The organism is Rhodococcus sp. NPDC079359, from assembly GCF_040702585.1.
Taxonomy (GTDB): domain Bacteria; phylum Actinomycetota; class Actinomycetes; order Mycobacteriales; family Mycobacteriaceae; genus Rhodococcoides.
Window position 1 is genome coordinate 92670 of sequence record NZ_JBFBLH010000003.1, and the last position, 24660, is coordinate 117329.

A 24660-nucleotide genomic window follows, 5' to 3' on the forward strand; every position below is an offset into this window, starting at 1 on the left:
GCCACACGATAACCCGAGCGTCTAACCCAGGAAGACGTTGCGCCTCTTGGCAAGCAGTCGATACAACGTGTGCTGAATTGTTTCGCGCACGTGGTCGGTCAACTCGAACAGCACCATCGGATCCTCGAATGCGGTGGAGTCGTACCCGTCGGTGGGGATCGGCTTGCCGAACTCGATGTACCACTTGGACGGCAACGGGATCAGACCCAGCGGGCCGAGGTGCGGAAAGAACGGCGTCACCGGAAAGTACGGCACGCCCATCAACCGGGCCAGTGGTGCGATGTCGCCGATCTTGGGGTAGATCTCTTCCGAGCCCACGATGGAGCACGGGATGATCGGCACACCCGTCCGCAGAGCAGCCGAGACGAATCCGCCGCGACCGAATCGCTGCAACTTGTAGCGCTCGCTGAACGGTTTACCGATGCCCTTGAACCCCTCCGGGAACACGGCGGCGACCTCGCCGGTACGCAGCAGACGCTCGGCGTCGGGGTTGCACGCCAGCGTGTGCCCGGCCTTGCGCGCGATCGTGCCGACGCCTGGCATCTCGAATGCCATGTCGGCGGCCAACATTCGCAGTGGGCGGTGCGCCGGGTGGTGATCTCGCACGGCGACCGACGCCATCAGCGCATCGACGGGCACGACGCCCGCATGGTTGGCGACGACGAGCGCGCCGCCGTCGGACGGAATGTTCTCGATGCCCTTGACCTCGACGCGGAACCACTTGTCGAACAACGGCCGCAGCAACGGAAGCCAGACCGCGTCGGCGAAGTGCGGGTCGTAGCCGAACTCGTCGACACTGTAGTCACCGGCCAGCCGCCTGCGAACGAACTCGGCGACCGAGGAGATCTGGTCGACGATCGTCGACTTGGTGTCGTCGATCATCGACAGCAACGGAGTCGGGAGCGAGGGCGTCACTGCCGACGCGTCGGCAGGAGCCGGGGCCGGCAACGGCGTCGGCTCGCGCGGATCGGCGTAGGCGGAGGGGTGCCGTTCACGCGAGCCCGCAGCCGCTCGCGCCGAGCGGCCGGACGTGCCGCCGTGCAATGGAATCACTTTGGCCACTTCGCTCACCTGTCCCCTCCCGAATTACGCACCGCTCCCGAACTACGCAGTGCCGCCAGCGCCCGCGCCGTGGACGCGCCTGTCTCGACGGCCGAGACCAGTCGATCTTCGACGCTGTCCACCCATTCGGTTCTGATGACCGGCCGCAGCGCTGCGCCTCGGACGAAGTCGTCGAATGCCTGAACCGTAGTCCACCGCGGCTCGAAGCCAAGGACGGACCGCATACGGGTGGTGTCCAGTCCGCAGCCGAAGTGGAAGTAGTCGAGTTGCTCGGTGGTGAACTCGCGCATCATGCCGCCCATCAGTGCGCGGCCGACGCTCTTGAACAGCGGAAACGGTACCGGCACCTGAACGCGGCCGGCTCGACGAATTGCCTGGGACAGCATGATCGTGCCGTCGGCTCCGATGTTGAACGTGCCGGCCGACCCACCGAGAGTCGCGCGCTCGAGCGCAGCCAGAGCGTCTTCCTCGTGCAGCAACTGCATGCGTGCGTCGCGACCTACGATGCTGGGAATCAGCGGCGAGGTCATGTAGCGCGAGATGGTGCCGTTCAGTCGTGGACCGATCAGCGGTGCCATGCGCAGGATCGACACCGCGATGTCCGGTCGTCGACGCCCGAGACCGCGCACGTATCCCTCGATGTCGATCGAGTCCCGCGCGTACCCACCGCTCGGGGGGCGTCGAGCACTCATCTCCTCGGTGAATTTCACCGGATCCTTCGCGCTGCAGCCGTACACCGCGGACGACGAACGCAGTACCACCCTCTCGACGGTCGGTGACTTCTGGCAGACCGCGAACAGCTGCATCGCGCCGATGACGTTGAGGTCTTTCATCGTCGCGCGGCCGCCGGATTTCGGGGGCTTGGCGACGGTGGCGGCGTGCACGACGGTGTCGACGCCGGCATTGCGAATCACTTTGCCGATCAGCGGATTACGAATGTCGGCGCGGACGAATTCCGCGCGTCCCATGCGGCGCAACAGATCCTTGCTTGGCGAGACTGCATCGACGGCGATGACGCGCTCGATGTTGGGATTCTGGGCCAGTCTGGTGACGAGGTAGCCGCCGAGGAATCGGCTCGCTCCGGTCACGAGGACCACTCGGGGCGCAGACGATCCACGATCGCTCGGACTCACTGCGCACCCCCAACGTCGGTTCCGCTGCAAAGCCTACTGGATCGACCGGGCTCGGCGCGGGTGAGAAGCAAAGCCCGTTCTTCGAACGGAAGAAGCCCGCCACCGATGGTGACGGGCTTCCCCATGAAGCAGATGACGGCAGGCTTATTTGCCGAGTTTCCTGCGCTGCACGCGGGTACGACGAAGCAACTTGCGGTGCTTCTTCTTCGACATGCGCTTGCGACGCTTCTTGATCACTGAACCCATGCGGGTGTCCTCACGTTCTTCTCTAGCGTTTTCGCGCACGCCGTTTGCGTACGCCTACCTGACAACCAAGCCCTGAGGGCTTCGAGCCAAAAGCCTTGGTCACCGAGCTGGCGCTGGGGCCACGTACTCGCCCACGGCTGCACACCGGCTGGCTGGCACGACGAGCGCCAATCCTACCGGTGTGAACCAGGACTTACGAAACCGGCCCCACGTGCACTACTAGCCTGCGTCGAAGTACGAGGTCTCGAGATAGTCGTGGACCGCCTTGGCGTGCACACGAAAAGATCGACCCACTCGTACAGCGGGCAATTCTCCGCCGTGCACCAGCCGGTACACGGTCATTTTCGAAACCCTCATCAGCGTCGCCACTTCGGCGACCGTGAGGAACTGCGTTCCGGCCAGGGCCGGTTGACCATCCGGGGACGAACCCTTGGACGGCTTGTTTATAGACGCCATCAATCCACATACCTCCGGCACGTCTCATGCGGCAGGCTTCCCCTCCTGCCGAACAGACACGCACGTGCTGCCCCCGAGCCTATAGGGACAGATGGGGTTACTGCGACGGGTGTGGGGAAAAGATTTTTTATTCTGCTGTGATGCCCATCTCAATGGATCGGGCATTCGCGGCACCGAGGGCATCGAAAAACGCTGCTCGGACGCCCTTTCTCTCCAATTCACGCACTGCTGCGGCTGTCGTTCCGCCGGGAGAAGTCACGGCGTACCGGAGCTCGCTCGCGCTCTCGTCGGAGCGATCGAGCATCGCTCCGGACCCCACCATCGTCTGAACCACGAGCGCCGACGCCACGTCGCGGCTCAATCCCAGGCCCACTCCGGCGTCGATCATGGCCTCGGCCACGAGGAAGAAGTAGGCCGGCCCGGAGCCGGACACGGCGGTCACGGCGTCGAGTTGGTTCTCCTTGACCACGACCACCTTGCCGACGGCCGAGAGGATCGACCGCACGAGTTCGAGGTGCTCGGCGCGGGCGTACTTGCCCGGTGCCAACACGCTGACGCCCTCCCCCACCAGCATCGGGGTGTTGGGCATGACTCGAACGACCGGGAAGCCGGCGGGGAGCTTGGGCTCGAACTTGGCGGTGGGAACGCCTGCGGCCAGCGAGACGATGAGTTGTTCGCGATCGCCGTCGAGTTCGATCTTCGTGATCTCGGTCAGTGCCGCTTCGACGTCGGCCGGCTTGACCGCCAGCACGATCACATCGGCTCCCTCGGATGCGTCGCCGACGGTGGTGGTCAGTACTCCGAATTCCTTGGCGATCTCCTTGGCGCGGGCCTCGGACTTCTCGGCGACCACCAGATCGCGCACTGCGTGGCCGGACTCGAGGAGTCCCGCAATCAACGCCTCACCGATCCGTCCGCCGCCGATCACTGCAATTCTCGTCATACGACCAAGCCTGCCATGTCAGTTCGAGCGCGGCACCATCGCCAACTGTCTGCTCTGCACCACGACGGCACCGGTCGAATCCAGCACCACGTGGTCCTCCTCGAACCAGGTGCTGCCGATGACGGTGCTGGTCGCCGCCACCCGCAGCCACCCCGGTGCCGGACGGCGTCGCAGGTAGGTCGTCAACTGCACGGTCGGAGCCCAACCGAACATTCCGCGGTTCATGGTCACCGGAGCCGAGATGTCTCCGGTCATCAGTGCGAACAGCACTGCGGTGTCGAGGTCGGCCTCGTCGCCCGCGAAGGGACGCACCCACAGTCGAATCTCCGCCTCGCCCTGCTGGCCGGTCAGGAACGACGCCGACGCCGCGTCGATCCGCATCTCGCAGCCCTTGGCGACGTGCACGATCGACGCCATCGGATGATCGCCCGCCACCGCGAGGGTCTCGGCCGGCGGCTCGGCTGCCATCGACGCCAGAGACGTGGGCGTCTCGTGGTGGGGTTCCTCGGAATCGGGACGACCGAGGGTCACCACCGCCCGCACGGCAACGCGTCCGGCCTGGGTGAGTTCGACGTCGACGTGCGAGACCTGACGGCCGCGCTTGCGTACCACCGTCGTCAGCGCGACGTCGCCGGGATCGGGAGCGGCCAGGTAGCTGACGCTCACCGCGAGCGGCTGGATCTCGGCCTGGTCCGGGTCGGTCGTGACGATGTGCTTGCGCGCTGCTGCCGCGCAGACGGCGAGCATCACGCCGCCGTGCACCTTCGGACCGATGGTCCAGGTGGAGTCGATCGCGCCCGCGAACGACGCGGTGTCGGCGGCGACCTCGAGCGCGGTCAGGGTGGTGGCGGCGGTGAAGGGGCTGGCGGAACTCATTTCCGACAACTTACCGGCGGTCTCAGGACAGGTGTGCGCGGGCGAACTGCAGTGCTTGCCCGAGCATCGAGGAACGCTCGGGGACCGTCCGCGCGTTCTGTGTGTTGATCTCGATGACCGCCTGCCCTTCGAAGCCGCGGCGCACCAGTTCGGTGCACACCTCCACGCACGGTTGGCTGCCGTGGCCGGGAATCAGGTGCTCGTCCACCGATGCGCCCCGGCCGTCGGCCAGATGCAGGTGCGCGATGCCCTCGCCCATCCGGTCGAGCATCTCGAGCGCGTCGGAGCCTGCGGTGGCCGTGTGCGAGAGGTCGAGGGTGTAGTGCCCGTGGCCGACGTCGGTCGGGTCGTAGGACGGCGAGAACGCCGACAGTGCCGCGCCCGGACCACCGCGTCGTTCGAGTCGCTGCGCGGATTTCTCCTTGCGCCCGAAGAAGCGGTCGGCACGCATGGGGAACATGTTCTCGACGGCGACCACCACGTGCGAGTTCGATTCGAGTTCGGCGACCTGATCGGCGAAGCCGTCGCTGTACTTGCGTTGCCACCGGAACGGTGGGTGCACCACGACCGTCGCCGAGTCCAGCTTCTCGGCCGCCTCGACCGAGCGTGCGAGTTTGGTGACCGGATCGGATCCCCACACTCGCTGCGAGATCAGCAGACACGGCGCGTGGATGGCCTGCACCGGCATCGAGTACTCCCGCGAGAGCGCGGCCACCGCGTCGACGTCCTGGCTGACGGACTCGGCCCACACCATCAATTCGATGCCGTCGTACCCGAGCTCTGCCGCGTATCGGAACGCCGCCTCGGTGTTCTGCGGGTAGACCGAGGCCGTGGACAGTCCTACCTGAATTCGCTTCGCGCCCATCGGTGTGCCGACTCAGCCGGTACTGAGTTGGAAGGCGAGCGGACCGAGCGTGACGAAGACACCGACCGCGATCGCGATCACGATCGAGATCAGATCGTCGGTGCGTCGCAGAATCCGCACCACCGCGACGAGCCCGACGATGACCAGCACCGACAGCACCAGAGCGACCCACGGCAACACGTCCCACAGTTGCTCGAAGCCCTTGAACAGCAGCGCGCCGACGGCGATCGACACCACGGCCTGACCGATCAGCACCAGCCATTGCCGGACGGCACCGCCCTTGCCCTTGACGGCCGCTGCCCGGCGGTCGGTCCGCGAGGCCGCAGTAGCGCTGTCGGCCTCCGCGTCCGGTGCGTCTTCGGTGTCGGTGTCGGCCTCGACGTCGGTCGCGGTCTTCGGTTCGTCGTCGATCTCCGGCTTCACGAGATCGACGACCTCGGTGGCGGCGGACGTATCGACCTTCGCCGACTCGTCGGCCGACTCGGCCGTCGTGTCGTCGGCGCGCGCAATGCGCGGAGACACCGCGGTCTTGGCCAGGTCGTCGACGTCGATGACCGCAGCACGCGGAGCGACGTCGGTGTTCGGCTCGACCACCTCGACCTGCCGCGAGGCTCGGAATCCCACAGGCTTGCGGGCCCGGCCCTGCTCGGCCGCGGTGGATCCGTACGGAAGCCGATCCGACGCCGGTGCCGTGGGCGCAGCCGGGCGCTTGGACCGTTCGGTGTCGTCGTGCGAGCGGTTGAGCAGGTCACCGGCAACCGTGGTGGAGCCGGACAGCAGTTCCGGCTCGGGCTGCTGCTTCTCGCGCTTGCCTGCCGGTTGGAACGGGGTGGGGCGAGTGGTCTGCGGCTTGGCCGGTTGCGGCCGGGAAGAGACGGCGGCGGGTGCATCGTCCTCGGCCGCATCGCTGCTCTGCGGCGCTGCCGGGGCGACCTCGGGCGTCTCGGGCGTCTCGGGCCCGGACGCGTCGGGAGCCGGGGACTCGACCACCGGGGCGCTGCGGTTACCGGGCTCGTCGCGTACGACGGGGATCTCACCGGTCAGCTCGGCGACGGAGATGCCGCCCTTGACGCCGCGGCGACGGCGACCGCCTGCGCTCAGGTTCGTCTTCTGACCGTTTCGAGCCAGCAGCTCGGCAACCGAGATCTGTCCGGTGTCCTCCGGGTTGGTGTCGCTCATCTCGAGCTCACCACCGGATCGCCGTCGGTTTCGGGGTCCAGCTTCCTCAACATCAAACCTTCCTTCAGCGCCCACGGGCATATCTCGGGTGACTCCGCTGTCGATGCCCGCATGCTCGCCTCCGCTACCAGAGCCCCGGCCACCAGTGGTGGCGACCTGTCGGCGCTGACACCTTCCAATTCTGCACGGTCGGCCACAACGATCCGCGTTACGAACGCTACGAGTCGCCTCGAGCCGCGTCCGTTACGGCGTCGAGCACCCCTATTCGCACATGCCCACGGTACTGGGTCTACCGTCGACGTTTGTGACAGCAGGTCGTGAGCAGCAGTCGTTCGCTGCAGAGGTCGAGATGGATTTCCCGCGAGAATGGGTCGAGTTTCCCGACCCCGACAATTCGGAACACCTCATCGCTGCGGATCTGACGTGGTTGTTGTCCAACTGGACCTGCGTGTTCGGAACTCCGGCCTGTCAGGGAACCGTCGAGGGCCGCCCCGACGACGGTTGTTGCTCCCACGGCGCGTTCCTGTCCGACGAGGACGACAAACGCAAGCTCGACGAGTCCGTGAAGTTGCTCACTCCGCAGGACTGGCAGCTCATGGACAAGGGTCTGGGCAAGAAGGGATACGTCGAATACGACGATCTCGACGACGAGCAGTCGCTGCGGACGCGGCGCTACAAGGGTGCCTGCATCTTCCAGAACCGTCCCGGGTTCGAGGGCGGAATCGGGTGCGCCCTGCACTCGATGGCGCTCCGCAAGGGCATCGAGCCGCTCGAGGTCAAGCCCGACGTGTGCTGGCAGCTGCCGATCCGACGTACCCAGGACTGGGTGACGCGGCCGGACGGCTCGGAGATTCTCAAGACCACGATCGGTGAGTACGACCGACGCGGCTGGGGCGAAGGCGGTCTCGATCTGCACTGGTATTGCTCGGGCTCGCCCGATGCGCACGTCGGCTCGAAGCAGGTGTTCGAGTCGTACAAGCCGGAATTGACCGAGCTACTCGGCAAGGCGGCGTACGACGAACTGGCATCGCTGTGCAAGCGTCGCCGCGGTCTGGGTCTGATCGCGGTGCATCCCGCCACTCGTGAGGCGCAGCGCCGATAAGTGCCTCCGGCAGTGGCGTGGTTGAGTGCCGCAGAGGGCACTTAACCGCGCCACTGCGCGCAGCGCACTACCCCTCGAGTTTGTAGCCCAGTCCGCGCACGGTGACGAGGTGTTCCGGCTTGGCCGGGTCCGCTTCGATCTTCGAGCGCAGTCGCTTGACGTGCACGTCGAGGGTCTTGGTGTCGCCCACGTAGTCGGCTCCCCACACGCGGTCGATCAACTGTCCGCGGGTCAGCACTCGACCGGAGTTGCGCAGCAGGTACTCGAGCAGATCGAATTCCTTGAGCGGCAACGTGATCTGCTCGGATCCGACCATCACCACGTGGCGTTCGACGTCCATGCGCACCGGTCCGGCTTCGAGCACTCCGGTATCGACTCCACCGTCGACCTCGGCGTCGGAGCCGCGCCGCAGAACTGCACGGATGCGGGCGATGAGTTCGCGTGCCGAGTACGGCTTGGTGACGTAGTCGTCGGCACCGAGTTCGAGTCCGACGACCTTGTCGATCTCACTGTCACGTGCGGTCACCATGATCACGGGAACGCCTGAGCGCGAACGCAGTTGCTTGCACACGTCGGTTCCGCTCATGCCGGGGAGCATGAGGTCGAGCAACACGATGTCTGCTCCTGCGCGATCGAATTCCGCGAGTGCCGACGGTCCGTCTCCGACGACCGTGGCCTCGAAGCCTTCCTTGCGGAGCAGGAAGGCCAATGGATCGGCCAACGACTCTTCGTCTTCCACGATCAGAACGTTGGTCACTGATTCTCTCTTTCTGTAACCGAAGCGTCGTCTTCTTCTTCGAAGTACGCAGGGATCTGGAGGGTGAAGGTGGATCCGGTGCCCAGCTTGCTCCACAGCGAGATGCTGCCGTTGTGGTTGGCTGCGACGTGTTTGGCGATGGCCAGGCCCAGACCTGTGCCGCCGGTTGCCCGCGACCGAGCTTTGTCGACGCGGAAGAATCTCTCGAAGACGCGTTCCTGGTCTTCCTTGGCGATGCCGATGCCGCGGTCGGTGACGGCGAACGCCACGTTGTCTCCGCGCAGGGCTCGGCTCACCGACACCGGTGCACCGTCGGAGGAGTAGGCGATGGCGTTCTGGATGAGGTTGGCCAGGGCCGTCACCAGCAGCGCTTGGTCGCCGAGAACTTCGAGGCCGCTCGGATGGTCGGTGGTGACGGAGATTCCGGCGTTCTCGGCGGCGAGCTTGGATCGATCCATCGCCTCGTTGACGACGGTGTCGACATCGACGACCTCGAGGTCGGGTAGCTTCTCGGCACCCTGCAGGCGGGACAGTGCGATCAGTTCGGTCACCATGTTGCCGAGCCGTTTGGATTCGGCGACGACCTTGCCGCCGAAGTGCCTCACCGAGTCCGGGTCGTCTGCGGATTCGAGCAGCGCCTCGGCCAGCAGGCTCATCGCGCCGACGGGAGTCTTGAGTTCGTGGCTGACGTTGGCCACGAAGTCCCGACGCGTCGCCTCCATCCGGACCTGCTCGGAATCGTCGTCGGCGAACAGCACGACGAAGCGTTTGTCTTCCTTGCTGAGCAACCGGGCTACGCAGCGGACGGCGATCTTGTCGCGGCCGGTTCTCGGGTTCTTCGAGCTGAGGTCCACTTCGACGGGGTTGCCGTCGGCGAGGACCTTGAGCGCGGCATCCCACGCCCGGTCGTCGATCAGACGGTTACGCACCAGCCCGAGCTCCTCGGCTCGCGGATTCGACAGGACGACGTCGTGAAACTGATCGACGACGGCGATGCCGCTCTCCGATGCGAGAACGATCAGGTCCAGTACCTGCGACATCGTCAGGCCGGACGTAGCTCGGCGGCGCTCCGAGTGTCGAGTGTTGAGGTACGGGATCAGAACACCGCCGACGAGGTATCCCACGAAGGCCGCGGCGATAGCCAGTAGTACGGCCGATGCAACACTCACACCGGAATCGTACGTTCGATGGACAGCTCACATACGCAGGGTGCAGGCATTTCCCTGGTCGTCATAGTCCCCGTCGGCAGTGTTCTTCGATCGTTCACCTGCAGTTACGACAAAACGTCGGTTTGGGCGTGGTGGAGCTACTTACCGCCCTGGTTTGCCACGGCAGCTGCACCTGCAGCCGCTGCTTCGGGGTCGAGGTAGGTGCCGCCCGGGTTGGTGGGCTTGAGCTTGCCGTCTACCTCGGTGAGGTCGTACTTCAGCGGAATGCCGGTGGGGATGTTGAGCTCGGCGATATCGGCGTCGGAGATCTCGTCGAGGTACTTCACGAGAGCGCGCAGCGAGTTGCCGTGCGCGGCGACGAGGACGTTCTTGCCGGCCTTCAGATCGGCGACGATCGTCTCCTCGAAGTACGGGATCAGGCGCTCGACGACGTCTGCGAGGCATTCGGTCAGCGGAACGCTGTCAAGGTCCGCGTAGCGCGGATCGGCGTCCTGGCTGTGCTCGCTGCCGATCTCGATGGGCGGCGGCGGGGTGTCGTAGCTACGACGCCACAGCATGAACTGCTCGTTGCCGTACTTGTCCTTGGTCTCGGCCTTGTTCAGTCCCTGCAGTGCGCCGTAGTGCCGTTCGTTGAGACGCCAGTCGCGGACGACGGGAATCCAGTGCCGGTCGGCGGCGTCGAGTGCGAGGTTGGCGGTGCTGATCGCGCGGCGCAGCAACGAGGTGTATAGCAGGTCGGGCAGGATGCCTGCCTCGGCGAGGAGCTGACCGGCACGCTTGCCCTCGGCCTCGCCCTTCTCGGTCAGTCGCACGTCCACCCAACCGGTGAACTGGTTGGACGCATTCCATTCGCTCTCGCCGTGACGAAGCAGAATCAGGGTTCCGATACTCATGTGGTCAGTTTCTCATGTTCCACTCGCGTTGGCCCGCGTGCGACCAGGACCGCGACGACGACGATCATCACGACGGCGGTGAGGGTGATCGGAATGGGGATGACGGGGTCGAACAACACGATCGCAGACCAGGTCATGCGATTCGCGAATGTTGCCTCGATTGTGTTGTGAGAGTTCCCAATACGGACATTTCAGACAATGTTCGACGCTTCGCTGCGGGGGTCGCGGGAATCGCGGGACCTCACACCCTTTTTGCCGACCGCGCGCCGGGGTTCACGTCGAATCAGCGGTGTGAGGTGTGCAGAAAGGGTGTGAGGTTGCGGGCTATCCGCCCAGACCCGACCCGATATCGCCGATCCGAGCTCCCACACTCCGATCGACTTGTTCGGTCTCGACGAAATAGCGTCGAAACACCGATCGCATCAATTGAACGACCTCGATGTGTTGCCTGATCGCCACAGCCGCCGACCTTTCTTCCCCATCGGCAAGTCGTTTGAACTTGCGACCCAGCTGTTGGGCTGACGGAAGCGTGCCGAAGGCTTCGAGATCCACGAGAAATTTGGTCTTCCCCAGCATTTCAGCAAGATGGTCGATGTATTCAGCGCAGACCTGATCACACTGGGCAGCAACGTTCTCCGGGATCTCCATCAACCCTGCCTCTGCACGTTCCGAGAGGTTCTTCCAATACTGCATCGACTCGAATAGATCGCCGTTTCCAGATGCCATCGAACCTATACCTTTCGATCTACCGTGCCCGCGCCGGCAGGTTGGTCTGCAAAGCTTCCGTGACTCGACCGATCTCCGAACACGGTTCGCTCCGAGGCTCGCGCCCGGCCCTACCGTCGAGAATGAAGTACACGATTCCCCCAACCACCTCGTACGCGACACCACAGCTGACCTCGTCGTAACTCGCAGTTCGCCGAAACTGCACAGCACCAGCACTATTGGGTGCCGAGAAGTCACCGAACTGCTCGTTCGCCTGCAGATAAGCGAGGTCGTGGTGAGAGGAGAACACTCCCAGGAAATACCACGACCCGGGGTCAGGATCCGTCCAGATACAGGTCATCCAATCGTCGGACAGCGGCGCGTCTCCGAACAGATTCGTACTCTTGCTCTCCACATCCAACCCCGCAGCCTCGACGGCACTGTCCGGAATGGCGCAGGGATCCCACGGCTCGTCGGCCACCGGTGTCGCAACCACCGAGCTCGTCGACGACTCCGCAACCGGCGCATCCTCGGTCGCCCCGCCACATCCAGCGACCGACGCCACCACCCCGACCAGACCTGCCACCCACCACCGCGTCACGCTCACACCGCTCCCCTTCGTCGAACCCACCCACCCCTTGGACGCGGCGAACACCCACCCGGTTCCAGCAACCTCACACACCTAGTGCCAACCGCGCGCCCACACTCGGCTCGGATCACAGCCGCGCAGTCCACAAAAAGGGTGTGAGGTCCCCCAGCAACTGCACACGAACAACACCCCGCCCCACTGAGTGTGGGACGGGGTGTCGATGTGAATCGGAGTCTTACTTTCCGGCCTCCGCGGCGCGCAGATCCTTGCGCAGAATCTTGCCGGCCGCGGACTTCGGGACGATGTCGATGAACTCGACGCGTCGTACCTTCTTGTGCGGTGACACGCGCTCGGCGACGAAGGCGATGATGCCCTCTTCGTCGATGGTGGCACCCTGCTGGCGGACCACGAATGCCTTGGGGATTTCTTCGCCCTCGTCGTCGAGCACGCCGATGACGGCGGCGTCGGCGATCTCCTCGTGTGTCAGCAGCAGAGCTTCGAGCTCGGCCGGGGGCACCTGGTAGCCCTTGTACTTGATCAGTTCCTTGAGGCGGTCGACGATGTAGACGACGCCCTCGGGATCGACGACGGCGATGTCACCGGTGTGCAGGTAACCGTCGGAGTCGAGGGTTTCGGCGGTGGCGGTGGGGTTGTTGAGGTACCCGACCATCACGTTCGGTCCCTTGACCCACAGCTCACCGGGCTTGCTCAATCCCTCTGTGGGCAGCTCGATCTCCTCGAGCGTGCCCGGGTCGACGAGCTTGTTCTCGGTGTTCGCCAGCGGCTGACCCACCGAGCTGAGCGGCATGTCGTCGCGATCGAACGGGATGGCGTGGCTGACGGGGCTGAGCTCGCTCATGCCGTAGCCCTGACGCACCCGCGTGTTCAGACGCTTCGCGACGGCCTTGCCGAGCTCCTCGTCCAGCGGTGCCGCACCGGAGAAGATGGTGTGCACGCTGGAGAGGTCGTACTGATCGATCAACGGGTGCTTGGCGAGCGCGACGGCCACCGGCGGTGCGATGAACAGGTACGTCAGCTTCTGGTCCTGAATGATGCGGAGGAATTCGACGAGGTCGAACTTCGGCATCGTCACCAGGTGCGCGCGCAGCTTGAGGGCGATGTTGAGCAGCACCGTCAGGCCGTAGATGTGGAAGAACGGCAGCAGCGCCAGGATCGCGTCGTTGCTGTCGATGCCCACGCGCGGTTCCATCTGCGCCACGTTCGCGACGAGGTTGCGGTGGGTGAGGATGACGCCCTTCGGCACACCCGTCGTACCGGAGGAGTACGGCAGCACTGCGACGTGTGTCGCCGGATCGAACGAGACCTCGGGGGCAGGTGCACCCTGGGTGAGCAGGTCCCGCAGGTTCGGGTGGCCCTCTGCACCGTCGAGCACGATGACGTGATCGGCGTCCAGGCCGACCTTCTCCGCGGCAGCCTTGGCCTGCGAGTACAGCGGGGAGACGGTGAACAGGAACTTCGCGCCGGAGCCGGTGAGCTGCTTGGCGATGTCCTCGGCCGTGTACAGCGCGTTGATGGTCGTTGCGGTTCCGCCTGCGCGCAGGATGCCGTGCAGCACCGACGCGAACGCGGGCACGTTCGGCGAGTGGAGTCCGACGACGTCGCCGACTTCGAGTCCACGTGCGGCCAGAGCACCCGCGATGGCGTCGATCTGACCGATCAGCGTCTTGTACGTGGTGACGTCACCCGAGGTTCCGTCGATCAGTGCAGGCTTGTCGAGGTCGGACTCGGCGATCGATCCGAACAGGAAGTCGTAGACGCTGAGGTCGGGAATCTCGACGTCGGGAAAGGGACTGCGGAAGCTCATGGCTCTCCTTCGAAAAAACTGCGGCAACAATGCCCGAACCCTACAGTGAAAGCGGTCACAACGGACAGCGACCCTACCGCTGAGTCAGGTGGTGCTGGCGCTAACTTCGCGACGCATACGGTTTGCCTGCCGCGGCCGGCCCGCGAACGTGGCCCACCAGGCCCGCGACGGCGAAAATGGTCACCACGTAGGGCAGCATCAGCATGAATTCGCTGGGTACGGGCGAGCCGATGATGCCCAGTACGTTCTGCAGGTTCGACGCGAATCCGAAGAGCAGTGCGGCCAGCGTCGCGCGTACCGGATCCCAGCGGCCGAAGATCACTGCGGCGAGAGCGATGTAGCCGGCACCGGCTGTCATCTCCTTGCCGAAGGCACCGACGGAACCGAGGGTGAAGTACGCACCACCGAGTCCGGCGATGGCACCGGCGAGGCAGACGTTCCAGAACCGGGTGCGTGCGACGTTGATTCCGACGGTGTCGGCGGCTTGTGGATGCTCGCCGACGGCGCGCAGTCGCAGTCCCCACTTGGTGTGGAACAGGCCGAAGAACACGAGCGCGACGGCGATGTACATCAGGTACACGATGAGTGTCTGCCGAAACAGGACCGGTCCGAGAATCGGAATCTGCGAGAGCACCGGGATGTCGATGCGCCCGAACCGTGGTGGCGAGTTGAGCGTCTCGGCGTTCTTGGTCAGCACCACCGAGTACAGGAAGCTGGTCAATCCGACGACCAGCACGTTGAGCACCACACCCACGATGACCTGGTTGACGAAGTAGCGGATGGAGAACACCGCCAGCAACGACGCGGTCAGCGCTCCGGCGATCAGAGCGGCAAGCAGTGCGACGTAGGTCGAACCGGTGATCGACGCGACGACGGCGCTGACGAAAGCACCTGCGAGAAGCTGACCTTCGATAGCGATGTTGATGACGCCGACTCGCTCGGAGATGACGCCGCCCATGGCACCGAAGATCAGTGGCGTGCTCAAAGCGACTGCGCCGATGAGCAATCCGGGCACCGGGATGGTCTCGCCATCCGCTGCCCAGGCGAGGAAACCGAAGACGAACAGCACCGCGAACACTGCCAGCAGCCACAGCGGCGCCGAGCGGTACTGCGAGGCGAGGAACGCCGCGTACGCGGTGATGACGGCGAGCAGCACGACCACGACGAGACCGGTGCCGTACGACGGCACGCCAACCGCCGGCAGTGCGAAGAAGTCGTCCTCCGACGCCAGTGCGAATGTGCTTGTTCCCGAGCCCTTTCGGACCACGAACAGCAGCAGGGCCAGCAGCGTCACGAGACCGAGGATCGACGGGACCTTCCAGCTCCGGCCGAGTACCGCTTCAGCGGCGGTGTCGGTCGAGGTGGTCACAGTGCACCCACCTTCGCGGTCTCGGCTTTCGCGAGTTTCTCTTCTCCTGGTTTCGGCAATCGGAACACCGCTCGCACGAGCGGCGGTGCGGCGATGAACAGCACGATCACGGACTGCACGACGAGCACGATGTCGATGGGGATGCCCTCTCCTGCCTGCATCGCGAATCCGCCGGCCTTGAACGCGCCGAACAGGATTCCCGCGACGAACACGCCCCACGGTTTCGATCGGCCGAGCAGTGCGACGGTGATGGCGTCGAATCCGATGCCTGCGTCGATGTCGGCGCTGAAGCCGGTGGTGACGGTGCCCAGTACCTGCGACACTCCGGCCAGACCGACGAGCGCACCGGACATGATCATGGCGTACAGGTAGATCCGGTTGACGTTCATACCGGCCACGCGGGACGCGTGCGGGTTCTCACCGACGGCGCGAAAACGGAATCCGAGGCTCGATCGCTCGAGCAGCCACCACACCGCGATCGTCACGAAGATCACCAGCACGAAACCGAGGTGCAGGCTGTATCGGTCGCCGAAGAGCTTCGGGAACACCGCCGTCGACGCGATGGGCGCGGTCTTGGGGTTGTTCGATCCCGGGGCCTGCAGAGCGCCGGGAGTACGCAGGAGGTACGCGACGAGATAGAACGCGATGTAGTTGAGCATGATGGTGACGATCACCTCGTGAGCGCCGGTGCGCGCCTTGAGGAATCCGGCGATGCCGCCCCACACCGCGCCGCCGAGAACACCGGCGAGAACGGCGACCAACAGGTGCAACCCGGCAGGCAGGTTCACGCCGAACCCGACCCAGCCGGCGCACGCCGCGGCGATGAGCATCTGGCCTCGACCACCGATGTTGAACATGCCGACACGGAAGGCAAGGGCCACACCGAGTCCGGCGACGATCAGCGGGGTGGCGAAGGTCAGCGTCTCCATCAGTGGCCGGATGCCGTTCTCGAATCCGGGTCGACGGAAGTTGTAGACCGAACCCTGGAACAGCGACGAGTACGCCCCGGAGACAGAATCCCAGATCGCCGTCAGCATGTCCGAGGGACGGGAGAAGAAGTACCCGGCCGATTCCTGGACGCCGGAGTTGGTGGCGGCGATGAGCACCGCACCCACGATCAGCGCGAGGAGCACTGCGAGGACCGAGATGATCGCACTGCCGGTGAAGATCTGCCGAAGCACCACATGCGCTTTCGACGGTTCCTGGGATTTGGGGGGCTGTTCGGCCTCACTCACCACGCTCACCGCCCATCATCAAGCCGAGTGTTTCGCGGGACGTATCCCCGGGGACGATTCCCACGATTGCTCCTCGATACATGACGGCGATGCGGTCGGCCAGTGCGGCGACCTCGTCCAGTTCGCTCGACACCACGATGACCGGGATCCCCGAATCCCGGGTGGCGACGATGCGCTTGTGTACGAATTCGATTGATCCCACGTCGATTCCGCGAGTGGGCTGCGCTGCGACGAACAGACGCAGGTCTCGGCTCAGCTCTCGCGCGAGCACAACCTTCTGCTGATTGCCACCGGACAGGCGTCCGACGGCGGTACCGATTCCCGGTGCGCGCACGTCGAATTCGCTGAGCTTCTCCGATGCGAACGTCTCGAGATACTCGCGTTGCACCGCGCCGCGCCGCACGAACGGCATGCTGTTGGAACGATCGAGCATCAGGTTCTCGGCGATGGAGAATTCACCCACCAGTCCGTCGACGGTCCGATCCTCGGGAACGAAGCCGACGCCCGCGTCGAGCACGTCCTGCACCGTCGACCCGACCAGCGATCGGCCGTCGAGGCTGATCTGTCCGGATACGTTGTCCTGCAACCCGAGTAGGGCTTCGACGAACTCGGTCTGACCGTTGCCCTGCACACCGGCGATGGCCAGGATCTCCCCCGCCGCGACTTCGAGGCTGACGTCGTCGACGGTCTTGTTGCCCTGGGCGTCGAAGACCGACAGGTTCTCGATGACCAGTGCCGCGGCCCCCGGCGTGGCCGGATCCTTCGAAACGGTCAGCTGCACATCGCGTCCCACCATCAGTGCAGCGAGCTCGGTGTTGCTGGCGGTCGGCTTCGCTTCTCCGACGACCTTGCCGAGCCGGATGACGGTGATCTTGTCGGCTACTTCGCGTACTTCGCGCAGCTTGTGGGTGATGAAGACGATCGTGGTGCCCGACGCCGCGAGTTCCCGCATGATCCGCATCAGATCGTCGGTTTCCTGCGGCGTCAGGACGGCCGTCGGCTCGTCGAACACGAGCACCTTGGCCTCACGAGAGAGTGCCTTGACGATCTCGACCCGCTGCTGCACGCCGACGGGGAGGTCGTCGACGAGAGCATCGGGATCGAGGTCGAAGCCGAACCTCGCGGATATCTCCCGCACCAGCTTCCGCGCTGCCACGAGATCGAGTCGTCCACCGAGCGAGGTGGTTTCGTTGCCGAGCACGATGTTCTCGGCAACGGTGAACACCGGAATCAGCATGAAGTGCTGATGCACCATGCCGATCCCGGCAGTCATGGCCTCGCCCGGTCCGGCGAAGTTCTGCTCGACGTCGTCGAGCAGGATCTGGCCCTCCTCGGCGCGATACAGGCCGCTGAGCACGTTCATCAACGTGGACTTGCCTGCACCGTTCTCGCCGAGGAGGCAGTGGATCTCGCCGGATTCGACAGTCAGATCGATGTGGTCGTTGGCAACCAACGAGCCGAATCGTTTGGTGATACCGCGAAGTTCGAGCTTCATGAACTACTTGGGTGCCGAGGGAGACTCGACGGTGATGGATCCGTCGATGATGCCGGCCTTGATCGTGTCCAGCTCGCCCTGCAGTGCGGGGTCGACCTCGGACTCGAAGTCGTGGAACGGTGCGATTCCGACGCCGTCGTTCTCCAGGGTGCCCACGTACGGGGTGTTGTCGAATGCATCGGCACCGGAGTTGGCGACGACCTCGTTCACGCTGGTCTTGAGGCCCTTGGTCACCGAGGTGAGCAACAGGTCGCCGACCGACGGGTCGGATTCGAAGACGTCGGCGTCGGCACCGATGAGGGCGACCGGGCGCGATGAGTCCCGAATTGCCTGTGCCGCACTCTGATAGATGGGTCCACCGACCGGGAAGATGACGTCGGCGTTCTGGTCGATCAGACCCTGGGCGGTGTTCTTGGCGACCTCGTTGGCGGTGAATCCGCCGGTGAACGAGCCGTTCTGCGAGGGCACGTCCCAGCCGATGACGCGGACTGCCTCGCCCTTCTGCTCGTTGAAGTAGTTCACGCCGTCGGCGAAACCGTCCATGAAGATGGTGACGGTCGGCAGCTGGGAGCCACCGAACGTACCGACCACTCCGGTTGTGCTGTAGCTGGCGGCCGCGTAGCCGGCGAGGAATGCGGACTGCGACGCGTCGTAGGTCAGCGGCTTGACGTTCGGCAGATCGATGGTGGAGTCGTCGATGATCGCGAAGTCGATGTCGGAGTTGGCCTCGGCGGCGACCTTGGTGGCGTCGGCCAGATCGAATCCGACGGTGACGATGAGGTTGCAGCCCTGATCGACGAGGTTGTTGATGTTGGGGCCGTAGTCGGTGGGCGACGCGGACTCGACGGTGCGTGGCTCGACGCCGAGCTCCTCGGAGGCTTCGGTCAGGCCCTCGAACCCGAGCTGGTTGAACGACTTGTCGTCGAATCCGCCACTGTCGGAGACCATGCAGGGCAGGAAGTCACTCGATCCGCCTCCGCCCGATCCTTCGTCTTCGGGTGCAGATCCACAGCCTGCGATCAGGGCGATGGCACCGAGCGACGCGACGCCGCCGAGTGCTGCCTTCCGCGTACTCGTGCGGGTAACGAATGACAAGATGTCCTCCAATTTAGGTGTACTTCGTCTGGGTCGGGACGCTACTCGCGCGGGCGAGGGTGCGCAGGATTTCACTCAGGTGTCTTGTCGGGCACGGCCTTCTCGGAAGAGAGATCGTCGGGCAAGCTGCCGCCTTCACGGAGTATTCGTGCTTCGTCCTCACGCACCATCACTGCCGGCCCCGCTGCCACCACCGAGGGGTTCGGCGGAGTACCGGGCTTGAACACGTTGAAGAATACGTTGAGTACCACCGCCACGATGCTGGCGGCACTGATTCCGGAGTGGAAGATCGTGACGAACCAGTCCGGGAACTCGTCCCAGAAGTCGCTCGCGACAACAGGTATGAGACCGAACGCCAAGGTCACCGCCACGATGACCACGTTGGAGTTGTTGTCGTAGTTCACCTTGCCGAGGGTGCGGATACCGCTGGCGGCGACGGTTCCGAACAGGGCGATTCCTGCGCCGCCGAGCACGGGCAACGGGACGACCCCGACGACGGCCGCGAGAATCGGCGAAAGGCCCAGCAGCGCAAGCACGCCACCGCCCATCGCGACGACGAAGCGGCTCTTGATGCCGGTCATCGCGACCAGGCCGACGTTCTGCGCGAAGGCCGTGGCCGGGAAGGTGTTGAAGATCGGGGCGACGGCAGAGGAGACCATGTCGGCGCGCAGGCCGTCGCCGACGCGCTTGGAGTCGACATCGGTTCCGACCACTTCGCCGACGGCGAGGATGTCGGCGGTGGTCTCGACCATGATCACCAGGATGACGATGGTCATCGACACGATCGCGCCGATCGCGAAGATCGGTGAGCCGAAAGCGAAGGGTGTCGGGACGGCCACCACGGACGCGTCGGCGACGCCGTCGAAGTCGGTCCTGCCGACGATCAGGGCCGCGATGGTGCCGACGACGAGTCCGAGCAGGATCGACAACCGCGACAGTCCGGGGATCTTGGTCATCACCAACACGGCAAGGAGGGTGAACATCGCCAGCCCGATGTTGCCGGGGTCCAGATAGTTCGGGTTCGGTGCTCCGCCCACCATCTCCTGGCCGGTGATCCAGCGCGCGGCCACCGGCATCAGGGACAGTCCTATGACGGTGATGATGCTTCCGGTCACCAACGGCGGGAAGAAGCGAACGATTCTGGAGAAGAACGGAGCGATGGCCAATCCGATCAGCGCGGCCACCAGAACGGCTCCGAGTACCGTGCGCAGTCCGGTTCGCCCGTCCTCCGCGCTACCGATGATCGTCAGAACCGTCGAGACCGACGCGAACGAAATGCCCTGCACGAGCGGCAGTTGCGAGCCGAAGAACGGGATGCCGATCGTTTGCAGCACAGTTGCCACGCCACTGACGAACAGTGCACAGGAGATCAACAGTGCCTGATCGGTCCCCGACAGTCCGGCCGCTCCACCGACAATGATCGGAACGGCGATGACGCCGCCGAACATCGAGAGAATGTGCTGCAGGCCGTAGCCGAACATCTGCAGCACCGGTGGGCGAGCGTCCTCTGGCCTGGTCATGGCTTCAGGCTAGGAACCGGACGTTACCGGCAGCAACGCCGTCCCATTTCCGGCGAGTTACGCTTCCCGCTTGTCCACCAGGTGCTCGAATGCCTTCAGGTTCGCCAACGATTCGCCGCGCGAGACGCGCCATGCCCATTCGCGTTTGATGGACTCGGCGAATCCCAGTTCGAGCAGCACATTGAAGTCGCCGTCGGCGGCCTCGAGGGTCTGGCCGAGAATGCGATCGAGTTCGTCACCGGTGACGGCGTGCAACGAGATTCGGCCCACGAGGTAGATGTCGCCGACCTTGTCGATCGTGTAGTGCACTCCGTACAGGCGGCGGTTGCGTCGCAGCAAATACTTGTAGACGCCCTCGAAGTTCTCGTCCGGCTTGCGGCAGACGAACGCCTCGATGCGCACCCCGTGATACCCGACGGTCAGCATCGTCGTCGTCTTGAGTTTGCGTTCCCCGGGCAGTTCGACGGTGAACACGTCACCGCGCCGGGTGTAGTCCAGCTCGCGGTCCTTCAGTGCCCGGTCGATCAGTTCGGCAGTCTCGCTCATGCAGTCACAGCTCCTGATCTGCGTAGTTTCGACAATCCTCGGACGCGGCGCGGCGAGAACTCGCTCGGTCCCTCACCTCGGTCGAAGTGGAACTTGGCCTGCCGGTAGCTCTCGATGAGTCCGTCGGCGGTGTGCTCCCACGAGAAGTTGCGGGCGTGCAGCGGTGCTGCGGTCGCCATGTCGGCCAACGCAACTGGGTCCGACAGCATCGACGACAGCGCATCCGCCCAATCGTCGGTGCGGTGGCCCTGCACCAGGCGTCCGGTTTCGCCCGACCGCACCGCCACGCCGAGTCCGCCCACATCGGCGGCCAGGACAGGAGTTCCGCAGGCCTGGGCTTCGATCGCGACCAGGCCGAACGATTCGTTGTAGCTCGGCACGGCGACGATGTCCGCGGCGCGGTAGATCTGGGCCAGTCGCGCCGACGGTTGCGGCGGCATGAACGTCACCCGGGCAGCTATCCCCAGGTTCTCGGCCAGATCGATGAGGCTGTCGGGTCGATCCAGTCCGCTGCCGGACGGGCCGCCGACGATGAGGACGCGCAGTGGTGTTCTCGGATTGCGCTGCAGCACTTCGGCAGCCGCGGCGATCAGCACGTCGGGGGCCTTGAGCGGCTGGATGCGTCCGACGAATGCGACGATCGACTCGTCGGGATTCAACCCGAGTTCGGCGCGCGCCGCCAGCTTGTCCCCCGGATTGTATTGCGCCAGATCGGCTCCCGGAGCAACCACGTCGATCGAACCCTGCTGCGCCCCGTAGATCTCCACGAGGGACTTCGCTTCCTCGGTGGTGTTGGCGATGAGCCGGTCCGCCTCGGCCACCACTTGCTGCTCACCGATCTGACGCGCGGCGGGCTCGGGCGAGTCACCCTGCGCCAGAGACGCGTTCTTGACGGCGGCGAGAGTGTGCGCGGTGTGGACCAGCGGTACTCCCCAGCGATCGCGCGCCAGCCAGCCGACCTGCCCCGAGAGCCAGTAGTGCGAATGCACCAGGTCGTAGTAGCCGGGTTCGTGGCGCGCTTCCTCGCGCAGCACCCCGGCTGCGAAGGCGCACAGCTGCGTGGGCAGGTCGTGCTTGTCCAGGCCCTCGAACGGACCCGCGACGATGTTGCGCACCAGCACACCGGGAGCTGCCTCTACGACGGGAGCATCGGTCGACGCCGTCGCGCGGGTGAAGATCTCGACCTCCACACCTCGTTTGGCCAGCTCTTTAGCGCTCTGCAGCACGTAGACGTTCATGCCGCCCGCATCGCCCGTTCCGGGCTGCGCCAGCGGGGAGGTATGCAAGGACAACACAGCGACCCTGTTCAGCTGGCGTCCAGTCACTTCTTCAGTGTGCACGCCTCCACATTACGTCTCGATAACTACCCCTTCTCACGGCTGGCCCTGCGTCACACCGAGACCGTCGACGAACTCGCTCACCTCGGTGAGGAATCGCTGCGGATCGGCTACGAACGGGCCGTGGTCGACGCCCTCCCAGTACGACGCCACCGCCGTGGGAATCAGCTCCGCAGCGTGCCGTCCGGCAGAGACGTCGACGACGGTGTCCTCGGTTCCGTGCAGCACGAACGCGGGGATGTCGAGACTGCGCAGCAGGTCGTCGTGGCCGACCGCTCTATCGAACAGGGCGGCGCGAACCCGTGGCCTCGTGGACAGTGTCAGCCCGAACAGCGCCTGCGCTTCCGTGCCCTTACCGTCGGTTGGCCCGGTCAGCGCGTGCCCGAAACTCACGAGCGCCTTGATCGCGACGCGAGGCTCCTCGGCCATCGCCCCGGGGATCGCTGCTCGCATCGCCGTCCCGACGCGGCCGCCTGCCTCTCCCCTGCCGATGCTGGTGATCGCGCCGACCAGCACGATGCCCGCCACCGCACCCGTGCCGTGTTCGGCGAGGTAGTCGCAGATCACCAGTCCGCCGTACGACCAACCCAGCAGCACCGCGTCGGCGGTGATGTTCTCGGCGGCCAGCACGGCAGCCACGTCTCCCGCCCAGTTCTTCGGGTTTTCGTAACCGGCCGACGGGGCGTCGGAGTAGCCGTGTCCGCGTAGATCCACCGCGAGAACGCGATAGCGTTCCGCCAGGTCGGCCAGCAGTCCCTCGCCCCAGCAGGCCGAGCTCTGCGCCCACCCGTGCAGCAGGATCAGTGGCCGCGCCGCAGGGTCACCGCTGACGCGGTAGACGATGTTGACTCCGTCGATGCCGGTGGCCTGACGAACCGGTCCTGCTGCAGGGATGCTTGTATCGGGCTTGCTCATAGTGGCTGAACCTACGCGGCGGCCCTGCGCATCGAGGCGAGCGGATCGGAGTACAGGGCGCTGAGGGAGACCACGGTCGCGGCATACTCCTGCACCTTGTCACCGAAGCCGGTCACCCGAATGTCTCTGCGCTCCAACGTCGAATGGGCAGCGAATGCCCGTCCCACGTGCGGTATTCCGGCCGGGTACGCCGTGAACGCCTGGCCTCCGAGTACGACGCGATCCGGATTGAACATGTCGCGCAGCAGCGCCACCGTCCGACCCAGAATCTGCGCCCGCTCGACGAGCAGCTCCCGCGCCGCCTCCGAGCCGCTCTGCGCTGCTCGATACACCGCACTGATACTCGGACGAGGTTGCGGCGCAACAATTTTGCGGTCCACGGCTGCGGCGACCACCGCTCGATCACTGACGGACGCCTCGAGGCATCCGCGATTTCCGCAGTCGCACAGCGCCGATGATCCGGTGGGTAGATGCGCGATGGAGCCCGGTCCGCTCGTGGGGGTGTGCACGCGGCCGTCGATGGTCAGCGCCATGCCCGCGGTCTCACGGGCGTAGAAGTACAGCGACGTTCCGCTGGTGCTCTGCGCCACATCGCTGTCCGACAGCCGCGGTGCAAGGAGCAGCTCCGACGCCGCCATGGCCTCGACGTGGCCGGAGACCGAGATCGGCAGCCCCAGGCCACCGCCGATGATGCCGGCGACTCGGCCGTTCTCCCATCCCAACCGCGGGTGGTCGACGGTGCCGCTCGTGGTGTCGACGCGTCCACCGATCGCCACCCCGACCCACAGTGGGGTGCGGCGATGCCAGCGTCCGGCAAAGGCATGTGCGCTACGGGTGACGGAGGCAAGAGCTGTCTCGGAAGAGCCGGCGGGCGTGGGTATTTCGACGGCACCGAGGATGCGCCCCCGCAGATCGCTGACGGTGATGCCGGTGACGACGGCTCCGATGTGGATGCCGATGGTCGAGAACGGTTCGTGGTTGACCTCGAACGGCACCCGTGGGCGTCCGATCGCGCCGGGTGCCGTCAGGTCTGCGCGCTCACGGAGCAGTCCGACAGCGAGCAAGGCCGACACCTGACGGTTGACCGTGGCGATACTCGAACCGGTTGCGCGAGCGGCACGTTCGCGCGAGATGGGGCCTTCGACGCAGGCGACTCGAAGCACCGACGCGGCGGGACTGTCGGCGATCCGCAGATCGGGTGCGACGAGTTGGCCGCGCGATCGAGGCCTCGGCAGAGACCTCAGGGAGGTGGGGCCGGAGTGGTGGTGCAGCGTTGATACGGACATCCGTTGTGGTCCTCAGTGGCAGACCTCCGCCGTGAATGGACAACGACAGAAGAGCGAAGTGA

26 protein-coding genes and 1 pseudogene are annotated in these 24660 nt (G+C 65.1%); 2 read left to right on the forward strand and 25 right to left on the reverse strand.

The genetic code is table 11. The features are described from left to right. Positions 1 to 21: 21 nt before the first annotated feature. The 9 genes and pseudogenes from AB0362_RS08605 to AB0362_RS08645 all read right to left on the reverse strand — a co-directional run. Entirely contained in the window at positions 22 to 1071 is a 1050-nt protein-coding gene (locus AB0362_RS08605) for a lysophospholipid acyltransferase family protein (protein WP_317533416.1), read from the reverse strand. Continuing rightward, on the reverse strand, positions 1068 to 2195 hold the full coding sequence (locus tag AB0362_RS08610) for an NAD-dependent epimerase/dehydratase family protein (protein WP_317533415.1): 1128 nt from the start codon (positions 2193 to 2195) through the stop codon (positions 1068 to 1070). Before AB0362_RS08610 ends, AB0362_RS08605 begins: the two co-directional genes overlap by 4 nt. Positions 2196 to 2339: 144 nt before the next feature. Then, a complete protein-coding gene (locus AB0362_RS08615) occupies positions 2340 to 2441 on the reverse strand; it encodes an AURKAIP1/COX24 domain-containing protein (protein WP_003402602.1) in 102 nt (33 codons plus the stop codon). A gap of 219 nt (positions 2442 to 2660) precedes the next feature. Further along, positions 2661 to 2897 carry a helix-turn-helix domain-containing protein gene (locus AB0362_RS08620; RefSeq protein ID WP_008713658.1) on the reverse strand — a complete coding sequence of 79 codons (237 nt, stop codon included), beginning with the start codon at positions 2895 to 2897 and terminating at the stop codon, positions 2661 to 2663. A 127-nt stretch (positions 2898 to 3024) separates the two neighbouring features. After that, complete coding sequence (gene proC, locus AB0362_RS08625) at positions 3025 to 3840, reverse strand: pyrroline-5-carboxylate reductase (RefSeq protein ID WP_068282380.1); 816 nt, start codon at positions 3838 to 3840, stop codon at positions 3025 to 3027. 18 nt (positions 3841 to 3858) lie between these two features. Beyond that, on the reverse strand, positions 3859 to 4716 hold the full coding sequence (locus tag AB0362_RS08630) for a thioesterase family protein (protein WP_317533414.1): 858 nt from the start codon (positions 4714 to 4716) through the stop codon (positions 3859 to 3861). A 22-nt stretch (positions 4717 to 4738) separates the two neighbouring features. Further along, a complete protein-coding gene (locus AB0362_RS08635; protein WP_283347893.1) occupies positions 4739 to 5581 on the reverse strand; it encodes a sugar phosphate isomerase/epimerase in 843 nt (280 codons plus the stop codon). 12 nt (positions 5582 to 5593) lie between these two features. Further along, positions 5594 to 6760, reverse strand: a complete 1167-nt coding sequence (locus AB0362_RS08640) for a hypothetical protein (RefSeq protein ID WP_317533413.1) — start codon at positions 6758 to 6760, stop codon at positions 5594 to 5596. Next, positions 6757 to 6996 (reverse strand): annotated as a pseudogene (locus tag AB0362_RS08645) (hypothetical protein); the annotation flags it as partial. The gene AB0362_RS08640 and the pseudogene AB0362_RS08645, both read right to left, overlap by 4 nt. A 113-nt stretch (positions 6997 to 7109) precedes the next feature. On the opposite strand from AB0362_RS08645, the gene AB0362_RS08650 reads away from it, so the two are divergent. Next, entirely contained in the window at positions 7110 to 7862 is a 753-nt protein-coding gene (locus AB0362_RS08650; RefSeq protein WP_179276371.1) for a hypothetical protein, read from the forward strand. A 67-nt stretch (positions 7863 to 7929) separates the two neighbouring features. On the opposite strand, the gene AB0362_RS08655 is transcribed toward AB0362_RS08650, so the two are convergent. The 6 genes from AB0362_RS08655 to AB0362_RS08680 all read right to left on the reverse strand — a co-directional run bounded on the left by AB0362_RS08655 (position 7930) and on the right by AB0362_RS08680 (position 11882). Further along, positions 7930 to 8619 carry a response regulator transcription factor gene (locus tag AB0362_RS08655; protein ID WP_032380369.1) on the reverse strand — a complete coding sequence of 230 codons (690 nt, stop codon included), beginning with the start codon at positions 8617 to 8619 and terminating at the stop codon, positions 7930 to 7932. Continuing rightward, positions 8616 to 9788, reverse strand: coding sequence for an ATP-binding protein (locus tag AB0362_RS08660; protein ID WP_317533412.1), 1173 nt, complete (start codon positions 9786 to 9788; stop codon positions 8616 to 8618). The genes AB0362_RS08655 and AB0362_RS08660 overlap by 4 nt, the downstream gene beginning before the upstream one ends. 137 nt (positions 9789 to 9925) lie before the next feature. Further along, a complete protein-coding gene (locus AB0362_RS08665) occupies positions 9926 to 10681 on the reverse strand; it encodes a phosphoglyceromutase (RefSeq protein ID WP_068046501.1) in 756 nt (251 codons plus the stop codon). After that, positions 10678 to 10818 carry a hypothetical protein gene (locus AB0362_RS08670; protein WP_366235454.1) on the reverse strand — a complete coding sequence of 47 codons (141 nt, stop codon included), beginning with the start codon at positions 10816 to 10818 and terminating at the stop codon, positions 10678 to 10680. The genes AB0362_RS08665 and AB0362_RS08670 overlap by 4 nt, the downstream gene beginning before the upstream one ends. Before the next feature lie 187 nt (positions 10819 to 11005). Continuing rightward, a complete protein-coding gene (locus tag AB0362_RS08675) occupies positions 11006 to 11329 on the reverse strand; it encodes a hypothetical protein (RefSeq protein ID WP_366235455.1) in 324 nt (107 codons plus the stop codon). Between the two features lie 97 nt (positions 11330 to 11426). After that, entirely contained in the window at positions 11427 to 11882 is a 456-nt protein-coding gene (locus AB0362_RS08680; RefSeq protein ID WP_366235623.1) for a DUF3558 family protein, read from the reverse strand. Between AB0362_RS08680 and AB0362_RS08685 the strand changes: the two genes are divergently transcribed. After that, the gene (locus tag AB0362_RS08685) at positions 11791 to 12072 is read left to right on the forward strand and encodes a hypothetical protein (protein ID WP_366235632.1); all 282 of its coding nucleotides are present in this window, start codon (positions 11791 to 11793) and stop codon (positions 12070 to 12072) included. The genes AB0362_RS08680 and AB0362_RS08685 overlap by 92 nt on opposite strands. Before the next feature lie 138 nt (positions 12073 to 12210). Here AB0362_RS08685 and AB0362_RS08690 read toward each other — a convergent pair whose 3' ends face one another. From AB0362_RS08690 to AB0362_RS08735, 10 genes are all read right to left on the reverse strand, one after another. Next, positions 12211 to 13800: an AMP-binding protein gene (locus AB0362_RS08690; RefSeq protein ID WP_366235456.1), complete on the reverse strand. Its 1590-nt coding sequence runs from the start codon at positions 13798 to 13800 to the stop codon at positions 12211 to 12213. A gap of 100 nt (positions 13801 to 13900) precedes the next feature. Beyond that, complete coding sequence (locus AB0362_RS08695) at positions 13901 to 15169, reverse strand: ABC transporter permease (protein WP_366235457.1); 1269 nt, start codon at positions 15167 to 15169, stop codon at positions 13901 to 13903. Beyond that, entirely contained in the window at positions 15166 to 16413 is a 1248-nt protein-coding gene (locus AB0362_RS08700; protein ID WP_366235458.1) for an ABC transporter permease, read from the reverse strand. The genes AB0362_RS08695 and AB0362_RS08700 overlap by 4 nt, the downstream gene beginning before the upstream one ends. Beyond that, positions 16397 to 17899 carry an ABC transporter ATP-binding protein gene (locus AB0362_RS08705; protein WP_366235459.1) on the reverse strand — a complete coding sequence of 501 codons (1503 nt, stop codon included), beginning with the start codon at positions 17897 to 17899 and terminating at the stop codon, positions 16397 to 16399. Before AB0362_RS08705 ends, AB0362_RS08700 begins: the two co-directional genes overlap by 17 nt. Positions 17900 to 17902: 3 nt before the next feature. Then, positions 17903 to 18994 carry a BMP family ABC transporter substrate-binding protein gene (locus AB0362_RS08710; protein ID WP_300520106.1) on the reverse strand — a complete coding sequence of 364 codons (1092 nt, stop codon included), beginning with the start codon at positions 18992 to 18994 and terminating at the stop codon, positions 17903 to 17905. Between the two features lie 71 nt (positions 18995 to 19065). After that, positions 19066 to 20514, reverse strand: a complete 1449-nt coding sequence (locus AB0362_RS08715) for a nucleobase:cation symporter-2 family protein (protein ID WP_366235460.1) — start codon at positions 20512 to 20514, stop codon at positions 19066 to 19068. A gap of 57 nt (positions 20515 to 20571) precedes the next feature. Further along, positions 20572 to 21060 (reverse strand): YbjN domain-containing protein, encoded by a 489-nt coding sequence (locus tag AB0362_RS08720; RefSeq protein WP_366235461.1) that lies wholly within the window; start codon positions 21058 to 21060, stop codon positions 20572 to 20574. Further along, positions 21057 to 22385 carry a D-inositol-3-phosphate glycosyltransferase gene (mshA, locus tag AB0362_RS08725; RefSeq protein WP_176460405.1) on the reverse strand — a complete coding sequence of 443 codons (1329 nt, stop codon included), beginning with the start codon at positions 22383 to 22385 and terminating at the stop codon, positions 21057 to 21059. The genes AB0362_RS08720 and mshA overlap by 4 nt, the downstream gene beginning before the upstream one ends. A 48-nt stretch (positions 22386 to 22433) precedes the next feature. Then, a complete protein-coding gene (locus AB0362_RS08730; protein ID WP_366235462.1) occupies positions 22434 to 23312 on the reverse strand; it encodes an alpha/beta hydrolase in 879 nt (292 codons plus the stop codon). 11 nt (positions 23313 to 23323) lie between these two features. Continuing rightward, positions 23324 to 24598 carry an ROK family protein gene (locus AB0362_RS08735; RefSeq protein ID WP_366235463.1) on the reverse strand — a complete coding sequence of 425 codons (1275 nt, stop codon included), beginning with the start codon at positions 24596 to 24598 and terminating at the stop codon, positions 23324 to 23326. Between the last annotated feature and the right edge of the window lie 62 nt (positions 24599 to 24660).